The organism is Terrabacter sp. Root85, from assembly GCF_001429185.1.
Taxonomy (GTDB): Bacteria; Actinomycetota; Actinomycetes; order Actinomycetales; family Dermatophilaceae; genus Terrabacter.
Map to the genome: position 1 here is coordinate 108687 of NZ_LMIW01000013.1, position 24687 is coordinate 133373.

The 24687-nt window shown below is 70.9% G+C and carries 22 protein-coding genes, 1 other RNA gene and 1 pseudogene; 19 read left to right on the forward strand and 5 right to left on the reverse strand.

Annotated elements, in window-relative coordinates:
- Positions 1-3: 3 nt before the first annotated feature.
- A complete protein-coding gene (locus ASE25_RS19675; RefSeq protein ID WP_056827110.1) occupies positions 4-1593 on the reverse strand; it encodes a recombinase family protein in 1590 nt (529 codons plus the stop codon).
- Positions 1594-1611: 18 nt separating this feature from the next.
- On the opposite strand from ASE25_RS19675, the pseudogene ASE25_RS22535 reads away from it, so the two are divergent.
- The 15 genes and pseudogenes from ASE25_RS22535 to ASE25_RS19745 all read left to right on the forward strand — a co-directional run.
- Positions 1612-1812 (forward strand): annotated as a pseudogene (locus ASE25_RS22535) (pilus assembly protein TadB); the annotation flags it as partial.
- A 52-nt stretch (positions 1813-1864) separates the two neighbouring features.
- On the forward strand, positions 1865-2080 hold the full coding sequence (locus ASE25_RS19680) for a hypothetical protein (protein ID WP_056775764.1): 216 nt from the start codon (positions 1865-1867) through the stop codon (positions 2078-2080).
- Positions 2081-2151: 71 nt separating this feature from the next.
- The gene (locus ASE25_RS19685) at positions 2152-2526 is read left to right on the forward strand and encodes a TadE family protein (protein WP_255358432.1); all 375 of its coding nucleotides are present in this window, start codon (positions 2152-2154) and stop codon (positions 2524-2526) included.
- The gene (locus tag ASE25_RS19690; protein WP_056827112.1) at positions 2523-2999 is read left to right on the forward strand and encodes a hypothetical protein; all 477 of its coding nucleotides are present in this window, start codon (positions 2523-2525) and stop codon (positions 2997-2999) included. Before ASE25_RS19685 ends, ASE25_RS19690 begins: the two co-directional genes overlap by 4 nt.
- A complete protein-coding gene (locus ASE25_RS19695; RefSeq protein ID WP_056827113.1) occupies positions 2996-3505 on the forward strand; it encodes a pilus assembly protein TadG-related protein in 510 nt (169 codons plus the stop codon). The genes ASE25_RS19690 and ASE25_RS19695 overlap by 4 nt, the downstream gene beginning before the upstream one ends.
- 560 nt (positions 3506-4065) lie before the next feature.
- A complete protein-coding gene (locus ASE25_RS19700) occupies positions 4066-4638 on the forward strand; it encodes a hypothetical protein (protein ID WP_056827114.1) in 573 nt (190 codons plus the stop codon).
- A 71-nt stretch (positions 4639-4709) separates the two neighbouring features.
- Entirely contained in the window at positions 4710-5168 is a 459-nt protein-coding gene (locus ASE25_RS19705) for a lamin tail domain-containing protein (protein WP_056775772.1), read from the forward strand.
- Positions 5169-5456: 288 nt separating this feature from the next.
- On the forward strand, positions 5457-5984 hold the full coding sequence (locus ASE25_RS19710; RefSeq protein WP_056827115.1) for a matrixin family metalloprotease: 528 nt from the start codon (positions 5457-5459) through the stop codon (positions 5982-5984).
- A 171-nt stretch (positions 5985-6155) separates the two neighbouring features.
- The gene (gene prfB, locus ASE25_RS19715; RefSeq protein ID WP_056775775.1) at positions 6156-7268 is read left to right on the forward strand and encodes a peptide chain release factor 2; all 1113 of its coding nucleotides are present in this window, start codon (positions 6156-6158) and stop codon (positions 7266-7268) included.
- Between the two features lie 135 nt (positions 7269-7403).
- Positions 7404-7871 (forward strand): hypothetical protein, encoded by a 468-nt coding sequence (locus tag ASE25_RS19720; protein WP_056827116.1) that lies wholly within the window; start codon positions 7404-7406, stop codon positions 7869-7871.
- A gap of 182 nt (positions 7872-8053) precedes the next feature.
- Positions 8054-8953 carry a cell division ATP-binding protein FtsE gene (ftsE, locus tag ASE25_RS19725; RefSeq protein WP_056827117.1) on the forward strand — a complete coding sequence of 300 codons (900 nt, stop codon included), beginning with the start codon at positions 8054-8056 and terminating at the stop codon, positions 8951-8953.
- A gap of 24 nt (positions 8954-8977) precedes the next feature.
- The gene (gene ftsX, locus ASE25_RS19730; protein ID WP_056827118.1) at positions 8978-9883 is read left to right on the forward strand and encodes a permease-like cell division protein FtsX; all 906 of its coding nucleotides are present in this window, start codon (positions 8978-8980) and stop codon (positions 9881-9883) included.
- 145 nt (positions 9884-10028) lie between these two features.
- Positions 10029-11531, forward strand: a complete 1503-nt coding sequence (locus ASE25_RS23725) for a M23 family metallopeptidase (protein ID WP_304437924.1) — start codon at positions 10029-10031, stop codon at positions 11529-11531.
- A 96-nt stretch (positions 11532-11627) separates the two neighbouring features.
- Complete coding sequence (gene smpB, locus ASE25_RS19740) at positions 11628-12101, forward strand: SsrA-binding protein SmpB (RefSeq protein ID WP_056775785.1); 474 nt, start codon at positions 11628-11630, stop codon at positions 12099-12101.
- A 78-nt stretch (positions 12102-12179) separates the two neighbouring features.
- Positions 12180-14153, forward strand: coding sequence for a DUF2207 domain-containing protein (locus tag ASE25_RS19745; RefSeq protein WP_056827119.1), 1974 nt, complete (start codon positions 12180-12182; stop codon positions 14151-14153).
- A 57-nt stretch (positions 14154-14210) separates the two neighbouring features.
- Here ASE25_RS19745 and ASE25_RS19750 read toward each other — a convergent pair whose 3' ends face one another.
- The gene (locus ASE25_RS19750; protein ID WP_056827120.1) at positions 14211-15392 is read right to left on the reverse strand and encodes an MFS transporter; all 1182 of its coding nucleotides are present in this window, start codon (positions 15390-15392) and stop codon (positions 14211-14213) included.
- A 53-nt stretch (positions 15393-15445) separates the two neighbouring features.
- Here ASE25_RS19750 and ASE25_RS19755 point away from each other — a divergent pair, with 53 nt between their 5' ends.
- Positions 15446-16288 (forward strand): winged helix-turn-helix transcriptional regulator, encoded by an 843-nt coding sequence (locus ASE25_RS19755; RefSeq protein WP_056827121.1) that lies wholly within the window; start codon positions 15446-15448, stop codon positions 16286-16288.
- Positions 16289-16308: 20 nt separating this feature from the next.
- Here ASE25_RS19755 and ASE25_RS19760 read toward each other — a convergent pair whose 3' ends face one another.
- The gene (locus ASE25_RS19760) at positions 16309-19683 is read right to left on the reverse strand and encodes a pyruvate carboxylase (RefSeq protein ID WP_056827122.1); all 3375 of its coding nucleotides are present in this window, start codon (positions 19681-19683) and stop codon (positions 16309-16311) included.
- Between the two features lie 213 nt (positions 19684-19896).
- Between ASE25_RS19760 and ssrA the strand changes: the two genes are divergently transcribed.
- Positions 19897-20263, forward strand: a transfer-messenger RNA (tmRNA) gene (gene ssrA, locus ASE25_RS22540).
- A gap of 111 nt (positions 20264-20374) precedes the next feature.
- Here the strand turns inward: ssrA and trxA are convergent.
- On the reverse strand, positions 20375-20776 hold the full coding sequence (trxA, locus tag ASE25_RS19765) for a thioredoxin (protein WP_056775794.1): 402 nt from the start codon (positions 20774-20776) through the stop codon (positions 20375-20377).
- Between the two features lie 39 nt (positions 20777-20815).
- Positions 20816-21436, reverse strand: a complete 621-nt coding sequence (locus tag ASE25_RS19770; protein ID WP_056827123.1) for an SIMPL domain-containing protein — start codon at positions 21434-21436, stop codon at positions 20816-20818.
- 72 nt (positions 21437-21508) lie between these two features.
- Here ASE25_RS19770 and ASE25_RS19775 point away from each other — a divergent pair, with 72 nt between their 5' ends.
- Together ASE25_RS19775 and ASE25_RS22545 are read left to right on the forward strand one after the other, a co-directional pair.
- Positions 21509-21877 carry a VanZ family protein gene (locus tag ASE25_RS19775; protein ID WP_056827124.1) on the forward strand — a complete coding sequence of 123 codons (369 nt, stop codon included), beginning with the start codon at positions 21509-21511 and terminating at the stop codon, positions 21875-21877.
- A gap of 1328 nt (positions 21878-23205) precedes the next feature.
- Complete coding sequence (locus ASE25_RS22545; RefSeq protein ID WP_056827226.1) at positions 23206-24669, forward strand: DEAD/DEAH box helicase; 1464 nt, start codon at positions 23206-23208, stop codon at positions 24667-24669.
- Positions 24670-24687: the final 18 nt, after the last annotated feature.

A 24687-nucleotide genomic window follows, 5' to 3' on the forward strand; every position in this document is an offset into this window, starting at 1 on the left:
GTGTCAGGCGCGCCAGTGGAACTTCAGCCGCTCCGCGCCGCGGAACGCGGAGTTCCCGCCGCTGTGCCTGCCCTTGTTGACGACGACACGGACGAGGAACAGGTCGAGGAACTCGCGCCACTCCTCGACGGACCACGAGGCCCAGGGGCCCTCTAGGAGCGGGTCGCCGCTCGGGTCGTCGGCAGAGGCGAGAAGGTCGAGGAAGGGCACGACCGGCGCCGACGGGGCGAGCGATTCGAGCGTCGCAGCTGCGCCCTCCACTCGCGCGGACAGGTTGCGCACCTGACGGGCGTAGCGCTCGGCACCGTTCGCGCCGTCGAACAGGCCCGCAGCGCGGTCGTCGTCCAGCCGGTCCAGCGCCGCCAGCGCCTCCGCTCGCGCCCGCTGCGCGGCGCTACGCGCCTCGATGTCGGCGCTCGCGGTCGTCTTCGCGGCGAACCGCTCCGACGCCGCCGACAGAAGCGCGGCGTCCGCCTCGTCCTCCGGGTCGAGGTGGGAGAGACGCCGCAGCACCTCGCCGGTCACGTACGCCTCTGAGTGGCGGACTGCGACCGCCACGCCGTCGCATCCGGTCTGCCCTCGACGGGCCTTCATGCAGCGGTAGGCACCGCCTCCGGGCGCCGAGAGGCGCCGGTCGATGCCCATGCGCGAGCCACAGGCGCACTCCATGAGGAAGCCGCCGAAGAGAGAGGGCGCCGTGCCGCGTCCGCGGACGGGCGCTCGGGAGTCGAGGACGCGCTGGAGGGCGTGCCACGCCTCCGGCGAGACAATGCCCTCCCACGGGCGGATGAGCGAGCCATCTTCGGCGAGCGCGATGCGCTTCACGTTCGGACCTGACTCCTTGCCGTCACGGGCCTCGGGCATGTAGCCCGCGAGTTGCGGCGAGCGGAGCCAGCGCATGAGGGTCGAGGTGCCCCACTCGGCGCCGTTGATCGTGCGGACCTCCCGGGCGTTGAGGTCGCGGACGACGGAGCGGACCGACTCGCCCTCCATGACCCGGGCGATGATCTTGCGGGCCTCGCCCGCGGTCTCCAGATCAGGCACGAGACGCCGGACTACGAGGCGCCCGTCGAGGACGCTCTCGGCGCGCATCCCGAAGGGCGGGCGTCCTCCGGCGTGCGAGCCTGCCTCGCGCAGCAGGGCCTTGCTCGCCTTCGTGCGCGTCGAGATGCTCGCCGACTCCTGCTCGGCCATCGCCGCGAAGAGGGCGAAGATGCCGCGGCCCATCGGCGAGCCAGTGTCGAGGAAGGGCTCGTTCACGGAGAGGAGGCTCGCGCCGTTCTCGGCGAGTTCGCCGACGAGGCGGACCGCCTCGATGACGCCGCGCCGGGTGAGTCGGTCGAGTCGGTAGACGACGAGAACGGAAGCCTCGCCGCGCCGGATGGCATCGAGAGCGGCGTCCAGCCCGGGGCGAGCCGCTCGGGGGTCGTAGCCGCTCGCGCCCACGTCCTCGAAGTGGTCCACGAACGTCCAGCCGCGCGCCTCCACGAGCGCCTTCGTCTTGCGCCTCTGCGCTTCCGGCGACGCGGCGGAGTCGTCTTCGCGGGCCTTGCTCTGGCGGGCGTACGTGATGGCGCGGGTCGGGGTCGGCATGGTGCACAAGGTACGCGCTCGGTCGAGCGTGGGACGCCGCTCGCCGACGTGCTCCGGGCCCAGGCGCAGGACGTCCGCGAGGACGGGCGACGCACCCTCATGGAGGAGGGCGGGAAGAAGGAGATCTACATGATGGTCCCCATCGTCTTCCTCACCCTGCCCGTGACCGTGCTTTTCGCGCTCTACCCCGGCCTCAGCTTCCTCCACCTCAAGCTCTGACACCCGGCCCACCGAGTGTCCTGTCACCGCAGTCCCACACAGGGAGAAGAGAATGAACCGCATCATCACCACACACGCCCGAGCCCGAGCGGCCGTCACGACCGCCGTGTCGCGTCGGATCGCCGGCCCTCGTGACCGCGGGGACGTCCCCGGCTGGGTCCTCATCACGATCATGACCGCAGGGCTCGTCACCGCGCTGTGGGCCCTCGCCGGCCCCCAGCTCGGGCAGCTCTTCAGCGACGCCATCTCGGACGTCAAGGGCCCGTGACGCCCGGGTCGCTCCTGGCCCGACTTGAGCACCGCTCGACCAGCGCACCTGATCGCGAGCGTGGTTCTGCCATAGCGGAGTTCGTCATGGTGGCTGCCCTCCTTCTGGTCGTGGCGATGGGGGTGTTCCAGCTCGGCCTGGCGCTCTACGTCCGCAACACGCTGATCTCGGCCGCGTCCGAGGGCGCCCGCTACGGCGCTCGAGCCGATGCGCAGCCCGGTGACGGCATCGCACGCACCGAGGCGCTCATCACCTCGGCGTTGAGCTCGACGTTCGCCCAGGACGTGAGCGCCACCCGTTCCGTCACCGCCTCGGGGGTGCGCGTCGTGGAGGTCCGCGTGACGGCGCCGCTGCCGGTCATCGGTCCGATCGGACCCGCGGGCGCGCTCACGGTGTCCGGTCGCGCCTTCAGCGAGGAGCAGGTCGTGGCCGGAGGCACCCGATGATCCGGCCGCAGGACGTCCTCGCCCGGGCCGCCGGTCGGGCTGGCTGCCGGAGTGACGTCGAGGCTGGTCGCGCCATCCTCGAGTTCATCTTCCTCGGCCTCCTGCTCCTGCTCCCGCTCACCTACCTCGTGCTCACCGCGGCTCGGCTCCAGGCAGCCTCCTTCTCGGCGTCGCTGGCCGGGCGGGAGGCCGGCCGCGCCTTCGTCACGGCGCGGTCCGACGACGACGGCTATGCCCGCGCCCGAGCGGCGGCCCAGCTGGCCTTCACCGACTTCTCCTTCGAGGACGCCGCAGCGGTGTCCGTGGCGTGTGACGGCTCTCCCTGCCTGCGCCCCGACGGAACGGTGACCTCCACGGCGACGATCGAGGTCCGGCTCCCGCTCGTGCCGGACTTCATCGCCTCGCACGTGCCGGCCTCCGTGACCATCTCGTCGGTCCACGTCGCCTCCGTCGACCGGTTCGTGGCGCGATGACGAGCACGTATGCCGTCCGCCTCCGGGCCGTCGTCCGTCGCCTCCGCGCTCGGACAGGTCACCGTCGAGTCCGCGACGAGGGCCAGATCGGCGTCCTCGCCCTCGGCCTGTTCGTGCTCGCGACCCTCCTGGTCCTCGGCGCCGTCGACGTCACTGCGGCCCAGCTGGCGCGGATGCGCCTGCTCGACGCCGCAGACTCGGCGGCTCTCGACGCCGCCGACGCGCTGGACGAGCGCGCCGCCTACGAGGCCGGCGTCCTCGACCAGCTCGCCATCACCGACGAGTCCGTGGCCAGCGCCGCCACGGCCCATCTGGCGCGCACGCCGCTGCCGTCCGGGATCACCGCGTGGTCCGTCGTCCCCGACACCGGCACGAGCGACGGCGCCACAGCCGTCGTCACGATCCAGGGGACGGCGACGCTGCCGATGAGTGGGTGGGTCCTCGAGTCCCTCGGCGGCAGCGTCACCATCACCGTGACGTCCCGGGCCCGTGCGCCGCTCGGGTGACTCGGGGCGGCGCCGCGGCACACGGACCACCTGTCGTGATCACCGTCCGTCGAGAGGAGTGACGGAGATACGTGGCGCAACCGCCTGATCCGCGTCGCCGATCGACAGGAGTTCCCGCGGCCGACCCCGATCCGTTCGAGCACCTTCCGGCTGACCTGCGGCGCGAGGCCCAGCAAGCCGCAGTGGACAAGGCCCGGGCCGAGGCGGACAAGGCTGCGGCGCGACGTCTGCCGTGACGCACGAGGACTCCACGTGTGCGGTCGCGGTGGTCGACGCACTCGCCACTGCCGGGTGCACGGTGTCCCTCGACACCTTCCGGACCTTGGGTCGCAGTCCGCTGCAGAAACGGCTCGGTCGCCTCGGGGGCCGCCGTGAGCACCTTCGCCCTGGGGGCGACTCGCGACCGCCAAGGCGGGAACAGCCACCGCCGTGGCCGAGGCCACCGCTGCGCTGGCCAAGGCCACCGCTGTGCTGGCCAAGGCGAAGGCCGAGCTCGCCGACCTCCTTGCCGACCCGCCCGTCCCGGACTCGGAGAGCAGTCCCTGGAGGATGCCGTCGAGGTGGCGCCCCTCGGCCTCGCCGCCGGACAGGAGCACCTGGCCGCCGTGGCGCTCGTGGCCGACAAGGGGACGCTCGTGCTCGGCCAGGTCGACGCGTTCCTCGTCTCGGTCGAAGCCACGCCGGCCACCGGTCGGTCGGCGTGGGCGACGGCGCGCATGCTCGAGTGGCTCCACCTCGCGCCCGGAGCCGGTGGATGTTCCGACCACGAGCGGCCGACCACGCACGCGGTGCTCGTGCGCTCCGGCAAGGGCGACGTCACCATGACGACGTCCAGCCGCGCACTCTGGCTCCCCGACCGCTTCTCGGCCGACGGCACCCAGTCCATGTCCTACCTGTGCCTCGACGTGGACACCGACACCGTCCTCGCGGCGGGGGTCGTGGCTCGCACCGGAGTGGTCGGGGGAAGCTGGGCCGCACCCAGGACGTCGCCAACCCTGATCGCCCACTCACCGACGCAAAAACCCCCAAAACGCTCACACGCCAGACTGATCCGCACTAGCGTCCGTCGACGACGCCCACACCGCCCAGCACGTCCAAGGCCTGGCGGCGTGGCACGTCGAGACAGGGAGTGATGGCGCCGTCCGAAGGGCGGCGCCATCCGCACGTGCCGCGACCACGGGGTCGCGACGACAGACAGGGAAGCATGCGCACGTTCATCACCAAGGCCCTCGTGGCCACCGCCGGTCTCGGCTTCGCCGTGGCCGCACCCATCGCCGCCGCGAGCTCGGCCCAGGCGCTCCCGGCGATCATGATCTACAAGGTCCAGTACGACTCGCCCGGCTCCGACACCGGCAGCAACACGAGCCTCAACGCGGAGTTCGTCGTCATCAAGAACACGACGCGCAGCAACCGCGTCCTCACCGGCTGGACCCTGCGCGACAAGACCGGCTACACCTACCGGTTCCCGACCTTCACCCTCAAGGCGGGCGCCACCGTGACGGTCCACACCGGCCGCGGGTCCGCGACGTCGACGCACCGCTACTACAACAAGACCTGGTACGTCTGGAACAACTCGGGCGACACGGCATACCTCAAGAACGCCTCGGGCACGACGGTCGACACGTGCGCGTGGAGCGGGGGCGGCACCGCGAAGTACTGCTGAGCCCAGCTCCGCACGACCGACGCCGCAGATCGAAGGCCCGCCCCGCATCCGGGGCGGGCCTTCGTCGTGCCCCCATATCTGGGAGTTGTCCCACCAACGCGCCAGTAATGGTCAAGAGATCGTCAAAAAGGCCGCATTACGTCGCGAAGTCGATAATTTGGACAAACAGCGCCAACTCCCCTCGAGACCACCTACCCCACGGGTGGTCTCGGCGTCTGTCCGAACACACCGCATGGAGCCCCATCAGTCCTGAGCCCCCAGCACATCCCCCACAGCAGGAGAAGGCACATGAAGCGGATCATCTTCGTCGTCCTCGCAGCCGTCGGTCTCGCCGTCGGCGCGGCCGCACCCTCGCAGGCCGCCAAGCCCACCCCCACGCCCACCGTCACGGCGGCCTACTGGGGCCACTGGGCGACCCAGGCACTCGTCTACGACTCCACCGGCGGAAACAACTCGTACAAGGTCGCTGAGGCAGTCTCGGAGTGGCGCAAGTCAGGGTGGAACGTGGCCATGACGAGCGACGCCACCAAGGCCAACATCAAGGTCCTCGCGCAGCAGGCGACCTCGGACGGCGCGATCGGTGATGCAACCCTCGTCAGTGGTGGAGGTGTCATCACGGGCTGCACCGTTCGTCTCGACCCGCTGTTCGCGACCATGTACGCGGGCGAGCACCTCGCCATCCACGAGCTCGGCCACTGCGGCGGCCTGCCGCACTCGACGTCGGCCAAGAGCGTCATGTACCCGTCGACGAACTCCAACACGGCACTCACCCGGCCGACGGCCGCCGACATCCGCTGGATGGCCGGCAACTACTGATCGACCCGCACCACTGCTCGGGGGAGCTTGCACCACAACCACATCGGGCCCACGGCGTATGCCGTGGGCCCGATGCGCGTACCGGCGACCCCGGTCACGGGGTGGGAGATGCCCCGGGAGCGCAGCCCGGCGTGCGCGGGGCGGCTCGCCGCTGCCGTAGGCTGTTCGATCGTGGCTGTTGACTTCACGCAAGAGATCAAGGACCTGCGCGCGACGATGGACTCCGTGCGCGGGGTCACGAACCTCGACGAGCTCGCCCGGACCATCGACGAGCTCGAGCAGCAGGCCTCCGCCCCCGACCTCTGGGACGACCCCGACGCGGCGCAGCAGGTCACGAGCGCCCTCTCCCGCGCCAACTCCGAGCGCGACCGCATCCTCGGGATGGACGCGCGCATCGAGGACCTCGAGACCCTCGTCGAGATGGGCCAGGAGGAGAGCGACGCCGCCACCCTCGAGGAGGCCGAGCGCGACCTCTCCACGCTGAAGAAGGACGTCGGCGAGCTCGAGGTCCGCACCCTGCTGTCGGGGGAGTACGACGAGCGGGAGGCCGTCGTGACGATCCGCTCCGGTGCCGGTGGCGTCGACGCCGCCGACTTCGCCGAGATGCTCATGCGGATGTACCTCCGCTGGGCCGAGCGCCACGGCTACCCGACGAAGGTCATGGACACCTCGTACGCCGAGGAGGCCGGCCTCAAGTCCGCCACCTTCGAGGTCAACGTGCCGTATGCGTTCGGCCACCTCTCCGTCGAGGCCGGCACGCACCGCCTCGTCCGGATCAGCCCGTTCGACAACCAGGGTCGTCGGCAGACGAGCTTCGCGGCTGTCGAGGTCATCCCGCTCATCGAGAGCGACGACTCGGTCGACATCCCCGAGAACGAGCTCAAGGTCGACGTCTTCCGTTCGAGCGGTCCCGGTGGCCAGAGCGTCAACACGACCGACTCGGCGGTGCGCATGACGCACATCCCGACCGGCATCGTCGTCTCGATGCAGAACGAGAAGAGCCAGATCCAGAACCGCGCCGCCGCCCTGCGCGTCCTCCAGTCGCGCCTGCTCCTGCAGCGCAAGGCCGAGGAGGCCGCGGTGAAGAAGGAGATGGCGGGCGACGTCAAGGCGAGCTGGGGCGACCAGATGCGCTCCTACGTGCTCAACCCGTACCAGATGGTCAAGGACCTGCGCACCGAGTTCGAGACCGGCAACCCGAGCGCCGTCTTCGACGGTGACATCGACGGCTTCATCGAGGCGGGCATCCGGTGGCAGATCGGTGAGAACCGCCGCGAGGACTGACATCTCGGGCGATCTCCGCTTTCGGCGGGCGCGCCGGCCTCCGCGCTCGTAGGGTCGCGTCGTCGGCTCCACCCGACGGCCCCCGCCCACGGGTGGGTCGGCGCAGCTCACGCTCCCGCCTGAGAGGTTCCGCCCATGTCACCCCTCCACCGCCTCGTCACGACCCTCGCCGCCCTTCTCGTCGCCGCCACCGTCACCGTCGGGCTGGCTCCTGCGGCGTCGGCCGCCACCAGCGCCTCCCCGCCGTGCAGCAGCGTCCGCCAGATCGGCGACCGGAAGGTCGTCTCCGACCTCGGGATGTCCGCCTTCACGGTCCGCCAGTACGTCGGCTGGTGCCGCGACGCCCGAGGGTCGGCGTGGATGAACTTCACGTCCGTCTACGTCTGGGACCAGTACCACGTGCGCGGCTTCGCCTACCGCTCGCTCGCCGGCGTCGCCGTGCGTGGTGAGCCCGAGGCGCGCGGCTTCACGACGGGCGCCAGCCGCCAGCAGCTGAGCTACTCGACCCCGGTCCGCACGACCTCGCTCTGCACGCAGGGCTGGGGCAAGCTCTCCCGCGCCGGCTCGGAGTCGGCCCAGGGCCTCACGACGCTCGTCTGCTGAGCCCCGGCGGGGCATCGCGGGCCGCCACGCCGGGGCCGGCCGTTTTCCGGGGGTTTCGTCCGTCGGCCCGTAGCCTCGGAGCCGGTCCTGTTCACGCCGGCGTATGCCGTCACGTGCCACGGGGGCCAGCCGCCGTCCCGCTGATGCCCAGCTGATGTCCAGTACGAGTCGAGGCCCGTCGCATGATCCTCTTCGAGAACGTCACGAAGACCTACCCGCGGACGACTCGTCCGGCCCTCGACGACGTCAGCCTCGAGATCCCGCGCGGTGAGTTCGCCTTCGTCGTCGGCACGTCCGGTTCGGGCAAGTCGACGATGATGCAGCTCGTCATGAAGGAGCAGGACGTCTCCCGGGGGCGCATCCTCGTCGCGGGGCGCGACCTCGACCGGCTGCCGGAGCGCAAGGTGCCGGCCCTGCGGCGCGAGATCGGCTGCGTCTTCCAGGACTTCCGACTGCTGCCCAACAAGACGGTCTTCCAGAACGTCGCCTACGCCCTCCAGGTTCTCGGCAGCAGCCGGGCCCGCATCCGCCAGACGGTGCCCGAGACGCTCGAGCTCGTGGGCCTGGCCGGCATGGAGAAGCGCCTGCCGCACCAGCTCTCGGGTGGTGAGCAGCAGCGCGTCGCCATCGCCCGGGCCTTCGTGAACCGGCCGCCGGTCCTGCTCGCCGACGAGCCCACCGGCAACCTCGACCCCGACACGAGCCTGGGCATCGTCCAGCTGCTCGACCGCATCAACCGCACCGGGACGACCGTCGTCATGGCCACCCACGACACCGTCACCGTCAACGCCATGCGCAAGCGCGTCATCCGCCTCGACCGCGGCGTGCTCGTCAGCGACATGGAGGCCGGCGACTACACGACCGGTTCCATCCCGCGCATCCGGCTCGACGAGGAGGCCGAGGCGCCGCGCCGCGCGGCCGAGCCCGAGGTGTCCGACGGATACGACGACGGGGACCCCACGGCATACGACCAGGACGGCGAGTCTGAGGGCCTGCCTCCCATCGGGCGCGATGCCGACGCGCCACGCGGCAAGAGCGGAATCTTCCGGCGGCACAAGGCCGTCCAGACGAGCGACCGCTGAGCGCGAGACGAAGCGAGACACGACATGCGATTCCAGTTCCTCCTCGGCGAGATCGGCAACGGCCTCCGGCGCAACCTCTCGATGGCCGTCTCGGTCGTCATCGTCACGATGATCTCGATGTACCTCCTCGGCCTCGGCCTCATGGGCCAACGGCAGGTCGACACCATGAAGGACTACTGGTACGACCGCGTCCAGGTCACGGTGATGCTCTGCGCCGAGAAGACCCGCTTCACCAACTGTGCGGGCGAGGCCACGACCGACGCCCAGCGCACGGCGATCAAGGCCGAGCTCGAGGCCCTCAAGCCGACGGTCAAGGAGGTCTACTACGAGTCGCGCGACGAGGCGTTCGAGCGGTTCAAGCAGACCTACAAGAACTCGCCGCTCGCGCGGGCGGGGGAGTCCTACTTCGCCGACTCCTACCGGGTCAACCTCAACGACGCCGGGAAGTTCGACGTCGTCGCGAGCTCGATCAAGGGCATGCCCGGGGTCGCCGACGTCCAGGACCAGAAGAAGCTCCTCGAGAAGTTCTTCACCTTCATGAACACCGTGTCCTGGGCGGCGATCGCGCTCTCCTCACTCATGGTCCTCGCGGCCGTCATGCTCATCTCGACGACGATCCGCCAGACCGCCTTCAGCCGCCGGCGTGAGACCGGCATCATGCGCCTCGTCGGCGCCTCGAACTTCACGATCCGCTTCCCGTTCGTCATGGAGACCGTCCTGTCGAGCGTGCTCGGCGCGGTCCTGGCGATGGGCATGCTCTGGGCCACGGTGCGCTACGGCGTCGTCGGCTTCCTGAGCCAGACCCTGACGGACACCGCCTTCATCGGGGTGGCGGACGTCTACTACGTCGCGCCGTTCGTCGTCGTCGGCGTCATCGTGCTCTCGAGCCTCACGTCCTGGGTGACGCTGCGCCGTTACCTGCGCGTCTGACGCGGCCCGAACTGCACAATTTCCCGAATTTGCTGCAGGGGGCCGAGGCGGCGTCGCATGCTGTCCCGGGCCGCATGCGGCCCTGATCGTGACGATTTCTCCCCAACGCGAGTGACGTGTGGTACCAATGGAGCATATGTGGCTCATGAGGCGTTCTGAGAAGAGCGGGCCCGCGACCAGGCTGACGGCCGCCGGGCTCGTCATCACGTGTTCCGTCTCCCTGGGATCGGCGCTCGTCGCGCGTGCCGACTCCGTGTCGGACCAGAAGAAGCGCAACGACCAGAAGATCGCCGCGCTCGGTCAGCAGCTCGAGGGCACCAACGCCGCGCTCGCGCGCGCCTACGTCAACCTCCAGCGCACCAACGCCGCGCTCCCGATCGCCCAGCAGCGCGTCACCTCCGCGCAGGCGGCCCAGGCGCGCGCCCAGGCCGCCCAGGTGGCGGCCGAGGCCACCGAGGCCCGCGCGATCGCCGCCGAGGCGAAGGCCCGGGCCCACAACGAGGCCGTGGCCCAGAAGCTCGCCGTGGCCAAGGCCAACGAGCAGCGCGCCAAGGAGCAGCTCGCCAAGAGCGGCGCCGACCTCGTCAGCAGCCAGGACGCCCTCGACTCGTACGCCGCCGAGGTCTTCCAGGGGTCCGGCCAGGAGTCGCAGCTCGGGATGGTCTTCGGATCCACCTCACCCGAGGACTTCGCGAACCGACTCGTCATGGCCGACACCGCGAGCGCGGTCGCCAGCGACACCATCGACAAGCTCGCCGCGATGACGGCCGACAACACCTCGACCCGCTCGTACCTCACCTCGGTGCGCGGCGAGATCGCCGAACTCAAGCGACAGGCCGAGGCCGCCCTGCGCGGGGCCGAGGCGGCCGCCGCGGCCGCCACTCAGGCCAAGAACCAGGCGATCATCGCCAAGAACAACGCCGTCACCGCCGCGCAGAACGCCGCCGCGGCCAAGACGCAGCTCGACCAGCTGAAGTCCAAGCAGTCGGCCTACACCGCCGACCTCGCGGTGCAGAAGCAGGGCGAGGCCGCAGACCTCGCCTCCGCCCGCGCCGAGTCGGCCCGCCTGCAGGCCGTCCTCGTCGAGCGGGCCCGCCAGGCCCGGATCGCCGAGCAGAAGCGCCAGGCCAGGCTGCGCGCCGAGCGCGCCGCGAAGATCCGCGCCGAGCGGGCCAAGGCCGCCGCCGCCAAGAAGCGCGGACAGGTCTACATCCCCAAGACGCCGCCGCCGGTGCAGAGCGACCCGACTCCGTCGAACTACCTCAGCTACCCCGCCATCGGCCCGACGACCTCCGGCTTCGGCATGCGGTGGCACCCAGTGCTCCAGAAGTGGATGCTGCACGACGGTCTCGACTGGGGCATCGCGTGCGGCACGCCGGTGTATGCCGCGGCGCCGGGCGACATCATCCGCGCGGGTTGGCGGGCGAGCGGGTGGGGCAACCAGATCCTCATCGACCACGGGATCCACCGCGGCGTCGACCTCGTCACGAGCTACAACCACCTGTCGAGCATCGTGAAGTTCGGCGGCAGCGTGAACCGCGGCCAGCTCATCGGCTACTCCGGCACGACGGGCTACTCGACGGGCTGTCACCTGCACTTCGGCACCTACGAGGACGGCACGCCGGTCAACCCCCGCAAGTGGCTCTGACCAACCCTCCCGGACAAAACCGACTCTGAGCCGAGGGCCCCTTCGGGGTAGCGTTGGTGCGCTGACCACACACCCTCAAGGCGGAAGGACGGTCTGGTGCCGAAGGAGAAGGGGCGGTCGCTCATCGCGAGCAACCGCAAGGCCCGACACGACTACCTCATCGACGACACCTTCGAGGCGGGCATCGTCCTTTCCGGCACCGAGGTCAAGGCGCTGCGGATGGGGCGCGCGTCCCTCGTCGACGGCTTCGCCATGTTCACCGGTGACGAGCTCTACCTCGAGAACGTCCACATCCCCGAGTACCTCAACGGCACGTGGAACAACCACGCCCCGCGTCGCAAGCGCAAGCTGCTCCTGCACCGCGCCGAGCTGACGAAGATCGCGCACAAGACCCGTGAGAGCGGGCGCACCATCGTGCCCCTGGCCCTCTACTTCAAGGACGGCCGCGCCAAGGTCGAGATCGCCATCGCGACCGGCAAGAAGGAGTACGACAAGCGCCACGCGCTGCGCGAGCGCCAGGACAACCGCGAGGCCGACCGGGCGATGAGCGCGGCCAACCGCCGCCGCTGACCCTTCCGCCGGAACCGCGCGACCCGACGCAGCGTCCGGTGTCAGGATGCAAGGGACCAACGACGTGGAGGCACTCCGATGGCTGGACCGACCGGACCGACCCGATCGAGCGTGACGCGCGGCCGCCGACTCGGGGTGCTGGGTCTGCTCCTGGCAGCCGCGCTGTTCCTGCTCGTACCGGCCACCGCGCAGGCTGCCGGCGACGAGGGCATGGACTCCTTCGCCGCGGTCTACGACGTGCAGCCCGACGGCAGCATGAAGGTCACCGAGACCATCACGTGGCGCTTCCCGAGCGGCGAGCAGAAGCACGGCATCTTCCGCGACGTCGTGGTGCGGATGGGCTGGAACGGCGAGGAGAACCGCTACCGCTACTACGACCTGACGGACGTCGCGGTGTCGAGCCCGAGCGGCGCCCCCGACGCCTTCCGCGTCACCGACAGCGGTGCGGCCAAGGAGATCCGGATCGGCTCCCTCGACGAGTACACCAGCGGCACTCAGGTCTACACCATCAGCTACACGCTTCATGACGTGCTCAACCCGATCACCGCCGACGGCAAGCCGGCCGCCGACTCGAGCACGGCCGACACCGTCGAGCTCTACTACAACGTCTTCGGGACCAACGAGACCACCGTGCGTGACCGCGTGTCGATCACCGTCAAGGCGCCGGCGACGCCGACCCAGGTGGCCTGCTACCAGGGCGTCAACCGGTCGGACACGCCCTGCCAGGCGACGAAGGGCGACCCGGCCAGGTTCTCGGCCACCGGGCTGACCGCGGGGGATGCCATGTCGGTGCTCGCCTCCTACCCGGCCTCGGCCTTCGGCAACGTGCGCCCCGACGTCCGACAGGGTGACTCGGCGTCCTCGATCGGTTCCGACGCGGCCCCGGCCGCCAACGCCGCCGCCTGGGCCGGCGCCATCGGCGCTCCGGTGCTGGCACTGGCCGTGATGGGTGCCCTCGTCTGGACCCGCGGTCGGGACGAGCGCTACGCCGACCTCACGCCGGGCCTCTCGCCGGCGTACGGCACCGGCGCGGCGGGCGACGGGACCCCGAGTGCCGCCACGGTGCGCGGCGGGTCGTCCACCGTCGCCGTCCAGTTCCAGCCGCCGAAGGGCGTGCAGCCGGGCATGGTCGGCACGATCATCGACGAGACCGCCAACCCGATCGACGTCTCGGCCACGGTCATCGACCTCGCGGTGCGCGGCTTCATCCGGATCGAGGAGAGCGACGGCGGGGGAGCCTTCAGCCGCACCGACTGGACGCTGACCCGGCTCGCGCCCCCGGCAGACGAGCGACTGCTGCCCTACGAGCGCCAGCTGCTCGACGGCATCTTCTCCAGCCGGGGCGACGTCGTGCGTCTCTCGGAGATGAAGAACACCTTCGCGAGCACCCTCAAGCGCATCCAGTCCGGGATGTACGAGGAGGTCGTGACACGGGGATGGTTCCGCTCCTCGCCCCAGACCCAGCGCGGCGCGTGGCAGGGCCTCGGGCTCGTCATCGCCGTGCTCGGCGGGCTCATGCTCTTCTACGGCCGACCTGCGATCAGCGCGATCCTCGGCGGCAGCTTCGGTGGCGGGGTCGCACTCGGCATCGGTCTCGTCGTCGCCGGCCTCATCGTCTGGTTCCTCGGCGGGCGGATGGCCGCCAAGACCGCCGAGGGCTCGGCCGTGCTCGCCCAGTCCCTCGGCTTCAAGGAGTACCTCACGACCGCCGAGGCCGGGCAGATCGTGTTCGAGGAGGCGTCCAACATCTTCAGCCGCTACCTGCCGTATGCCGTCGTCTTCGGTGTCGCGGACCGGTGGGCCAGCACGTTCGCCGACGTCGCGAAGGCGGCCGAGGCCGCCAATCAGCCTCTCGTGATGCCGACGTGGTACGTCTGGAGCGGCAACGCCTTCCCCGACTTCACGAGCATCGCCGACGGTGTCGACTCCTTCTCGACGACGTCGACGGGCACCTTCACCTCGACGCCGGGCTCGTCGGGATCGTCCGGCTTCTCCGGCGGCGGTGGCTTCTCCGGCGGCGGTGGCGGCGGGTCGTCCTCCGGCTCCTGGTAGCCCGCAGGATCGATGTGACCCTCGGTGCGGGGCAGGTCCCGGTGACACACGCCGTCGCTACGACGCTGCCGGCTCGGCGTCTCGGGACGGTCGTCGCGACGCGAGGGCGAGCAGGGCTCCCACGCCGGCCACGACGCCACAGAGCGGCCACAGCAGACCGGGCGCGACGGAATACACCATCCCGCCCAGCGGGGCGGAGAGCATCGTCCCGCTCGTGGCGGCGCCGGTGTAGAGGCCCTGGTACTGGCCGACGAGATGGGCGGGCGCCGCGTCGAGGACGTGCGCGGTTGCCGTCGTCTTGTAGAGGATCTCGCCGGCGGTGAGCACCACCATGGCGACGACTGCTGCGGCCGTGACGCCCATCCACGTGAGCCCGAAGATGACGAAACCGACTGCCACGAGGGCGTATCCGGTCGCGATGATGGGAATGGCAGGTCGGTCTCGGAGCCAGAGGGCCACGGGGATCTCGAGCGCGAGGATGAGCCCCGACCCGATCGCGACGAGGAGCGTGTAGAGCGCGAGCGGCTGCCCGTGGTCGCGCAGGTGCAGGGGGAGGGTCGAGTAGAGCTGACGGTAGACGAGGTCGACGAGCACGACGCCCGGGAGGAGGAGCAGGAGCGACCGGTCGGCCCTGACCGCCCGCCAGAGGCCGGCCGGGGCGTCGGGCTCCGCGGCCACCGGCGCCTCGTCGGGCAGGAAGCGCGACGTGGCGTGGCGCAGCACGAGGGTGAGGACGCCGTCGACCACGAAGAGCGTGTCGTAGCCGTGCGTGGCGAGCAGGGCGCCGACGGGAGGGCCGATGACGAAGCCCGCGTTGGAGGCGGCGCGGCTCACGGCGACCGACGACCGGCGTGATCCGGCCGGCACGGCGAGTGCCGCGAGCGCACCCTGCCCGAGGGACGCGACGGCGCCCAGGTAGCCCGTCAGCGGCATCGTCACGGCGAGCAGCCACACCGGCTGCCACGGGATCAGGGCGGTGAGGACGCCGACCACGCTGGCCGTGAGGAGCAGGACCCGGCGGTGGCCGTAGCGGTCGCCGAACCGGCCGCCCGTGACGTTCCCGAGGAGCGCGCCGACACCGTTCGAGCCGGCGATGATGCCCGCCGGCACGACGCCCAGCCCCCGCGGTCCGGTGAGGTAGAGCACGAGGAAGAGCATGAGGAAGGCGCTGGCCGAGCTGACGAAGCGCCCGGCGGCCAGCACCCAGACGACGCTCGGGAGGTCACGGAGGTCGCGCACCCGAACATCAGACCACAGTGAGTCTCTTTTAGGAACTCAGTTAGGATGAGGCCATGACCAGGCGACACGCGAGCGCCGTCGACCCGTGCGGCATCGCCCACGCCGTCGGCGTCCTCGGTGACCCGTGGAGCCTGCTCGTCCTGCGCGACGTCGCCGGTGGGCGCACCCGTTTCGACCAGCTCGTCGCCGAGACGGGGATCTCGCGCAAGGTCCTCGCGCAGCGTCTCGACGCCCTCGTGTCAGACGGCGTCCTCGAGCGCCGCGCCTACTCCGACCGTCCGCCGCGGCACGAGTACGTCCTCACCGCCCTCGGCCGGGGGGCGCTCCCGGTCCTCGCTGCCCTGCAGGAGTTCGGGGACACGTGGCTGCTCGGCGACGGGAGCCCCGACGCCGGTGCCGCCACCGACTCCAACGAGGTCACCCGGGTGAGCGGCCTCGTCGGACAGGCGATCCCGCGCCTGCACGCCCTGGACCCCGTCACCGACGAGCCGTTCACGGTGGTCTACTGCTACCCCGGCAACGCGTTCCCCGGGGCCGACGAGATCCCTGGTGGCATCGGCTGCACGCTCGAGTCGTGCACGTACCGCGACCGGCTCGGCGAGTTCGCCGACCTCGGGGCCTCGGTCGTCGGGGTCTCGACCCAGCGACCGGGGGAGCAGGCCGCGTTCGCTGCGGCGAACCGCATCCGCTTCCCCCTGCTCTCGGACGCCGACCTCGAGCTGACGACCGCGCTGCGCCTGCCGACCTTCCGTGCGGGCGGCACGACCCGGCTCAAGCGCCAGACGTTCGTCGTCGACCGGGACCGTGTCGTGCGCGCCACCCTCTTCCCGATCCCCGACGTCACGGGGTCGGTCGAGGAGGCGCTGGGCCTCGTGCGTGCACTCGGACGCGGCTGACGCGGCTGACGCGGCTGACGTCAGCCGATGACGACGAGCAGGTCGCCACCCTCGACCTGCTGGTGCGCGCCGATGGCGACCCGCGAGACGGTGCCTCCGGTGGGGCTCGTGATGTTGGCCTCCATCTTCATGGCCTCGATCGTCGCGACGACGCCGCCGGCCTCGACGGTGTCACCCTCGGACACTGCGAGGGTGACGACGCCGGCGAAGGGCGCTGCGACCTGGCCCGTGACCCCCGCGTCGGCCTTCTCGGCGGACTTGACGTCTGCCTCGACCGAGCGGTCGCGGACGGTGATGGGTCGGAACTGCCCGTTGAGGGTGCACATGACGGTGCGCATCCCCTTGGAGTCGGCCTCGCCGATCGACTGGACCCCGAGGATGAGCCGCTTGCCCGGCTCGATCTCGACCTCGTACTCCTCACCTGCCTCGAGGCCGTGGAGGAACTCGACGGTGCCGAGCACCGACAGGTCGCCGTAGGACTCGCGCGAGCTCTCGAACTCCTTCGTCGGTCCGGGGAAGAGCAGCTCGTTGAGGGTGCGTCGCGGGGCCTCGACGAGAGCCTGCTCCTGCTCCGGCGTCAGCTCGGTGAGGCGCGGCTTGGACTGGCGGCCGGCGAGCGCCTTGGTGCGGAAGGGCTCTGGCCACCCACCGGGAGGGTCGCCGAGCTCGCCGTTGAGGAAGCCGATGACCGAGTCCGGGATGTCGAAGCGCTGGGGGTCGTCCTCGAAGTCCTTCGGGTCGGCGCCGGCGCCGACGAGCGCGAGCGCGAGGTCGCCGACGACCTTGGAGCTCGGCGTCACCTTGACGACGTTGCCGAGGATCCGGTTCGCCGCGGCATACATGTCCTCGATCGCCTCGAAGCGGTCGCCGAGACCGAGGGCGATCGCCTGCTGCCGGAGATTGCTCAGCTGGCCGCCGGGGATCTCGTGGAAGTAGACCCGGCCGGTGGGGGAGTCGAGTCCCGACTCGAAGGGCCGGTAGAGGTGACGCACGGCCTCCCAGTAGGGCTCGAGCGCGAAGACGTTCTCGATGTCGAGCCCCGTCGGGCGGTCGGTGTCGTCGGTCGCCGCGACGAGGGCCGAGAGCGAGGGCTGGCTCGTCGTGCCGGCCATCGTCGCCGTGGCGGCGTCGACGGCGTCGACCCCGGCGTCGATGGCGGCAAGGAGCGTGCCGATCTGGCCGCCCGCGGTGTCGTGCGTGTGCAGGTGCACCGGCAGGTCGAAGCGTTCGCGCAGCGCGCGGACCAGCCGCGCCGCCGCCGGAGCGCGGAGCAGCCCGGCCATGTCCTTGATGGCGAGCACGTGGGCGCCGGTGTCGACGATCTGCTCGGCGAGGTGGAGGTAGTAGTCGAGCGTGTAGAGCTTCTCGCCGGGGCTCATCAGGTTGCCCGTGTAGCAGAGCGCCACCTCGGCGACCGCGGTGTTCGTCTCGAGCACCGCTTCGACGGCCGGGCGCATCTGCGACACGTCGTTGAGCGAGTCGAAGATGCGGAAGATGTCGAGGCCCGTCGACGCGGCCTCGCGCACGAAGGCGTCGGTCACGGCCGTCGGGTAGGGGGTGTAGCCGACCGTGTTGCGCCCGCGCAGCAGCATCTGCAGCGGGATGTTGGGCATGGCCTCACGGAGCGCGGCGAGCCGCTCCCACGGGTCCTCGGCCAGGAAGCGCAGCGCCACGTCGTAGGTCGCGCCGCCCCAGGCCTCCATCGAGAGCAGCTGCGGCGTCAGGTGCGAGACGTGCTTGGCGACGTGGAGCAGGTCGCGGGTGCGCATGCGGGTCGCGAGGAGCGACTGGTGTGCGTCGCGGAACGTCGTGTCGGTGACGGCGACGTCGTTCGCCTCGCGCAGCGCTCGCGCGAAGGCCGCCGGCCCGTCGGCGACGAGACGGTCGCGGGCACCGGGCGGCAGGGGCGCGTCGGGGAGCTGGGGAAGCTTGGTGCGGGGGCGGATCCGCGTCGTGACCGGGCCGTTGGGCTGGTTGACGGTGACGTCGGCGAGGTAGCTGAGCAGCTTCGTCGCGCGGTCGGCGCTGATCCGCGCGGAGAGCAGCTCGGGACGCTGGTCGATGAACGACGTCGTGGCCAGGCCCTCCTGGAAGACCGGGTCGCCGAGGACCGCCTCGAGGAAGGGGATGTTGGTCGAGACCCCGCGGATGCGGAACTCCGCCAGGGCGCGCTGGGCGCGGCGCACGGCGATCGGGAAGGTCATCCCACGGCAGGTGAGCTTGACGAGCATCGAGTCGAAGTGGGCGCTGATCTCGGCACCGACGAAGACGGTCCCGCCGTCGAGGCGCACGCCGCTGCCGCCGGCCGAGCGGTAGACGGTGATGGTGCCCGCGTCGGGACGGAAGCCGTTGGCCGGGTCCTCCGTCGTGATCCGGCACTGCATCGCGAAGCCCTTGGTGCGGATGTCGTCCTGGCGCAGGCCCATCGACGCGAAGGTGTCGCCCGACGCGATCTGCATCTGCATGACGACGAGGTCGATGTCGGTGACCTCCTCGGTCACCGTGTGCTCGACCTGGATGCGCGGGTTCATCTCGATGAAGACGTAGCGCCCGTCCTCGCCGAGGAGGAACTCGACCGTCCCGGCGTTGACGTAGCCGATCGAGCGCGCGAACTCGACGGCGTCGGCGCACATGCTCTCGCGCGTCGCCGCGTCGAGATTGGGCGCCGGCGCGATCTCGACGACCTTCTGGTGGCGGCGCTGGAGCGAGCAGTCGCGCTCGTAGAGGTGGACGACCTCGCCCGTGCTGTCGGCGAGCACCTGGACCTCGATGTGGCGCGGGTTGACCACGGCCTCCTCGAGGTAGAGCGTCGGGTCACCGAACGCCGACTCGGCCTCGCGCTGGGCGGCCTCGAGCGCGTCGCGCAGACCCTCTCGGCCCTCGACGCGGCGCATGCCCCGACCGCCGCCACCGCTGACCGCCTTGACGAAGACGGGATAGCCGATGTCCTCGGCCGCGGCCTCGAGAGTGTCGAGGTCGGTGCCGGGCTCGGAGCCGCGCAGCGTCGGCAGGCCGGCGTCACGCGCGGCGGCGATGGCGCGGGCCTTGTTGCCCGTGAGGTGCAGCACCGAGGCCGGGGGACCGATGAAGGTGATGCCGGCGGCGTCGCACGCCTCGGCGAGAAGGGGGTTCTCCGACAGGAAGCCGTAGCCGGGGTAGATCGCGTCGGCCCCGGCCTCGACGGCCTGGGCGACGATGGCCTCGTGGTCGAGGTAGGCCCGGACCGGGTGGCCCTCGTCGCCGATCTGGTAGGCCTCGTCGGCCTTGAGCCGGTGCTCGCTCTTGCGGTCCTCGTAGGGGAAGACGGCGACCGTGCGGGCGCCGAGCTCGGTGGCGGCCCTGAAGGCTCGGACGGCGATCTCGCCTCGGTTGGCGACGAGAACCTTGCGGAACATCGGACCTCCAGGGTGCCGGGGGCGACGGGTGTGGTCCGCGTCGACCACGGTCGGCAGCCTAGTGGCGGGCCTGTCGCTCCCGAGAGGGGTGTTCCCATCCGAGACGGGAATGGCTTGGACCGCCCGAGCGTTCCTCCTGCATACTGTGGACTCCACCCCGGTGGGACGCAGAGCAGCTTGACAAGTGAACAGCGTGACGTGGACACCCCTCATGGGGGTGATCGGTTTCGACGGTGGTCGACATGTCAGGGGAAGCGGGTCGAGGATGCAGGGTTATCTCGTAAACGCTCCTTGCAAAACCATAGGTGCCAATTCCAAGCGCACCGACTTCGCCCTCGCCGCCTGAGCGAGCCTCGAAGTCTGTCAGCCTGAGCTAGTTTCCGACTCAGTGTCTGGCATCAGCTAGGAAACTTGCTGTGCAGTCATGTTGGGGGGCTGCACGGGACTCTTACTCAACTGGGCCTGTCAGGGGACGCGTGCGTGCGAGCCCTGGGGCCGAGAAAAGCCATAGCGCACTGCACCCGGAGAAGCCCTGGTTTCTCGTCATCGGACGCGGGTTCAATTCCCGCCACCTCCACCACTCACGTGGTGGCCACGTCACGCTGTCGCTGACAAGCACGAAGAGGGCGTCCCGTTCGCGGGACGCCCTCTTCGTCTGTGCCGTATGCCGTATGCCGTCTGTCCGGGCTCGTCAGGCCTGCTCGGTCTGGCCGCCGGAAGCGGCGCCGGCCGCCTCGGCCGCCATCTGCTCCTTGATCGGGGCCATGTCGAGGTTCTTGACCTGCTCGATGACGTCCTGGAGCGCGGACTGCGGCAGCGCACCGGGCTGGGCGAAGACGAGCACGCCCTCCTTGAAGGCCATCAGGGTCGGGATCGAGGTGATGTTCGCCGCCGATGCGAGGGACTGCTCGGCCTCCGTGTCGACCTTGCCGAACACGATGCCCTCGTTGTCACCGCTCTGCGAGGCGGCGTCGTAGACCGGGGCGAACTGCCGACACGGGCCGCACCAGGACGCCCAGAAGTCGACCAGGACGATGTCGTTGTCGAGAACGGTCTTCTCGAAGGACTGCGCGGTCAGGTCAGTGGTAGCCATGTCTCTCCCAACGATCGGCGTGTGACGGGTATTCCGCCCTCAGCGCAGTTCCCAGGTGACGGTGACGGAAGCCCCGAGGTCGAGGTCACCGCCCTCGACGGGCATGCCGCCGGCGTCCATCGAGGCCGCCATGAGCTTCATCTCGCGGCGCTGGACCGGGATGGTGCCCGCCTCGGCCACCCCGAGGACTGCGCCGAGCTCGGCGCCGGAGAGGGCGGCATACTGCTGCGCCTTGTCGCGGGCGTCGGCGAAGGCGGCCTCCCGGGCGCGCCGCAGTCCCTCGCTGCGGTCGGACACGTCGAGGCGCACCTGGTCGACGAGCAGGGCGTTGCCCACCGCGGACGCGGCGGCCTCGAGGATCTCGCCGACCGACTCGAGCCGGCGCACGGTGACGGCGAGCCGCTGCTGGGCCGTGAAGCCGACCGCGACACCGGTGTTGTCCCAACGCTGGTTGACGCCCGCGTCGAGGGTGCGGATGTCGGCGTCGGCCACGTCGTGGTCGCGCACGACCGCCCCGACCTTCGCGATGCCCTCGGCCGCCCCGGCGAGGGCCGTCGCGACGTCGTCGGCGTCGTGCCCGACCCGCAGGTCGAGGCGCACGACGTCGGGGGAGACGGCGGCCCTGCCGGCGCCGTTGACGGTGACCGTGCGTTTGCCCATGGGGTTCCTCTCGTCGCGGCCCTCGCGGAGCGGGTCGGGGCCCTCGTCGCAACCTACCTAGACTGCGGTGCCATGACGAGCCTCCCGCGACGGTCCGCCCCCACCTCGCGCCTCGTCGTCGGCCTGGCGGTCGCGGCCGTCGTGACGCAGCTGCTCGTCCTCTACTGGCCCGTCGTCACCGTCGAGGGCCCGGTGAGCTGGACCGACAAGGTCGTGCACCTCCTCGTCTTCGCCGTGCCGACGTATGCCGTGGGGCGCGCCCTGCGGTCCGTGCGCACCGCGGTCGTCATCTTCGCGATCCATGCTCCGGTGAGCGAGCTGGTGCAGCACTTCCTCCTCCCCGGGCGCTCCGGCGACGTGTGGGACGCGGTGGTCGACCTCGTCGGCGTGGCGCTCGGGGCGGCCGTGCTCGTGGTCGGGGCCCGGCTGCGTCGCTGGTAGACTTGGCGGCATCCGACTCCGAGGTCTCCTCGGATCACGACGGAAGAGATGGCGCCGGGGATGCCCGGCGGGCAGGCTCGTCCGACGAGGTGACACCCCTACCGGAAGACCGCGCAGACGGCGCGGCCCGGCACCGACGCGGAGCGGATCCGAACACCGGACGGCACAGATGCCGGGGACCGGTACACATGGGGCGCAGAGATTCCTGCGCCTGAGGCTCGTCTGCATGGTCGTGGTGTGACTCACGGCTCGAGGCGAAGTCTGCATCGAGTCAAGAGAGTTGAATACGCAATGCCCAAGCACACCTCCTCCGGCGCGCCCAAGAAGGCCCGCTGGTCCACCGAGAAGAAGGCCGCCGCGACCAAGAAGCCGCACCGCGGACAGGGTGGACAGAAGTCCTCCGGTTCCTTCTCCGGCCCCAAGACCTCCCGCCCGGCATCGTCGGGCTCCTCGCACGTCGGTGGCCGCGAGTGGCGAGCCCCGCGTGACGAGCACCGTTCCTCGGACCGCCGCGACGACCGTGGTGGCTACCAGCGCCGCGACGACCGCGGCTTCCAGCGTCGCGAGGACCGCCCGAGCTTCGAGCGTCGCGACGACCGTGGCGGATACCAGCGCCGCGACGACCGCCCCTCGTCCGACCGCCGCGACGACCGTGGCGGTTACCAGCGTCGTGACGACCGCGGTGACCGCGGCTTCCAGCGTCGCGAGGACCGTCCGTCGTTCGACCGTCCCCGTGGCGACCGCGACGACCGTGGCGGTTACCAGCGTCGTGACGACCGTGGTGACCGCGGCTTCCAGCGTCGCGAGGACCGCCCGTCGTTCGAGCGCCGCGATGACCGTGGTGGCGACCGTGNCGCGAGGACCGTCCGTCGTTCGACCGTCCCCGTGGCGACCGCGACGACCGTGGCGGTTACCAGCGTCGTGACGACCGTGGTGACCGCGGCTTCCAGCGTCGTGAGGACCGTCCGTCGTTCGACCGTCCCCGTGGCGACCGCGACGACCGTGGCGGTTACCAGCGTCGTGACGACCGTGGTGACCGCGGCTTCCAGCGTCGTGAGGACCGTCCGTCGTTCGACCGTCCCCGTGGCGACCGCGACGACCGTGGCGGGTACCAGCGTCGTGACGACCGTGGTGACCGCGGCTTCCAGCGTCGCGAGGACCGCCCGTCGTTCGAGCGCCGCGATGACCGTGGTGGCGACCGTGGTGGCTTCCAGCGCCGCGAGGACCGCCCGCGCTTCGAGCGCCGCGACGACCGTGGCGCCGACCGCTTCGCCGACCGCTTCGCCGACCGGGCTCCCGTGAGCTTCGACGACGCCGAGGCCGAGCGCATGGACGCCGACACCTGGACCAAGTCGACCCGCGCGGACGTGTCCGACGGACCCGTCGACGTCGCCGCCGACAACGGCTTCGCCGCTCTCGGCCTGCCCGAGCGGATCGTCGAGCGCCTCGCCCGGGAGGGCATCACCTCGCCGTTCCCGATCCAGACCGCGACGATCCCCGACGCGCTGGCCGGCAAGGACGTCCTCGGCCGCGGCCAGACCGGCTCGGGCAAGACCCTTGCCTTCGGCCTGCCGCTCATCGCCCGGCTGCTCGAGGCCGACCTCAAGCGTCGCCCGCGCAAGCCGCACGCCCTCATCCTCACGCCGACGCGCGAGCTCGCGATGCAGATCTCCGACGCGCTCGAGCCGCTCGTGCACGTCGCCGGCCTGCGCCACAAGCTCGTCGCCGGTGGCCTCAGCTACACGACGCAGATCAACGCGCTCAACAAGGGCGTCGACATCCTCATCGCGACGCCGGGCCGCCTCAACGACCTGCTCGAGCGTGGCGCCGTCGAGATGGACGACATCGCGATCACTGTGCTCGACGAGGCCGACCACATGGCCGAGATGGGCTTCATGGCCGAGATCACGACGAGCCTCGACAAGATCCCGTCCGACGGCCAGCGCCTCCTCTTCTCGGCGACGCTCGACCGCGGCATCGACGCGCTCGTCGAGAAGTACCTCACCGACCCGGTGACGCACTCGACGAACGACGCCACCGCGTCGGTCGAGGGCATGGACCACCACGTCCTGCTCATCGACCCGCAGCACAAGAAGGTCATCACGGCCGAGGTCGCCAACCGCGAGGGCCGCACCGTCGTGTTCTGTCGCACCAAGCTCGGCGCCGACCGCATCGCGCTCCAGCTGCGCGAGCAGGGCGTCATGGCGGCCGCGCTCCACGGTGGCCTCAACCAGGGCCAGCGCAACCGCGTGCTCGGCGCGTTCCGTGACGGCACCCTCCCGGTGCTCGTCGCGACCGACGTCGCGGCCCGCGGCATCCACGTCGACGACGTCTCGGTCGTCCTGCAGGTCGACCCGCCGGCCGACCACAAGGACTACCTCCACCGCTCCGGTCGTACGGCTCGCGCCGGTGACAAGGGCACCGTCGTGACCCTCGCCCTGCCGCACCAGCGTCGGACGATGGAGCGTCAGCTCAAGGACGCCGGTCTCGAGATCTCGCCCGTGCGGGCCACGCCCGGCGATGCGATCATCGCGGCGACCGGTGCGACGACCCCGAGCGGTGTCGCGATCGCCGAGGACGAGTTCCAGCGCCTCATCGCCGGTCCCAAGGCGCATCGTCGTGGGCCGGCCGGTCCGCGCGGTCCGCGCCAGGGCCAGCGCAGCGGCTCGCGTCCGCAGCACGGTGGCGGTCGTTCCGACGACCGTCGGGGCCGTCGCACCGACCGCGGTGACGGTCTCGTGTCCCGCTGGGGCGACGACGACCGCCGTGGTCAGCGGGGCGCGCGCTTCTGAGCAGTCGCCGGTGTGGAA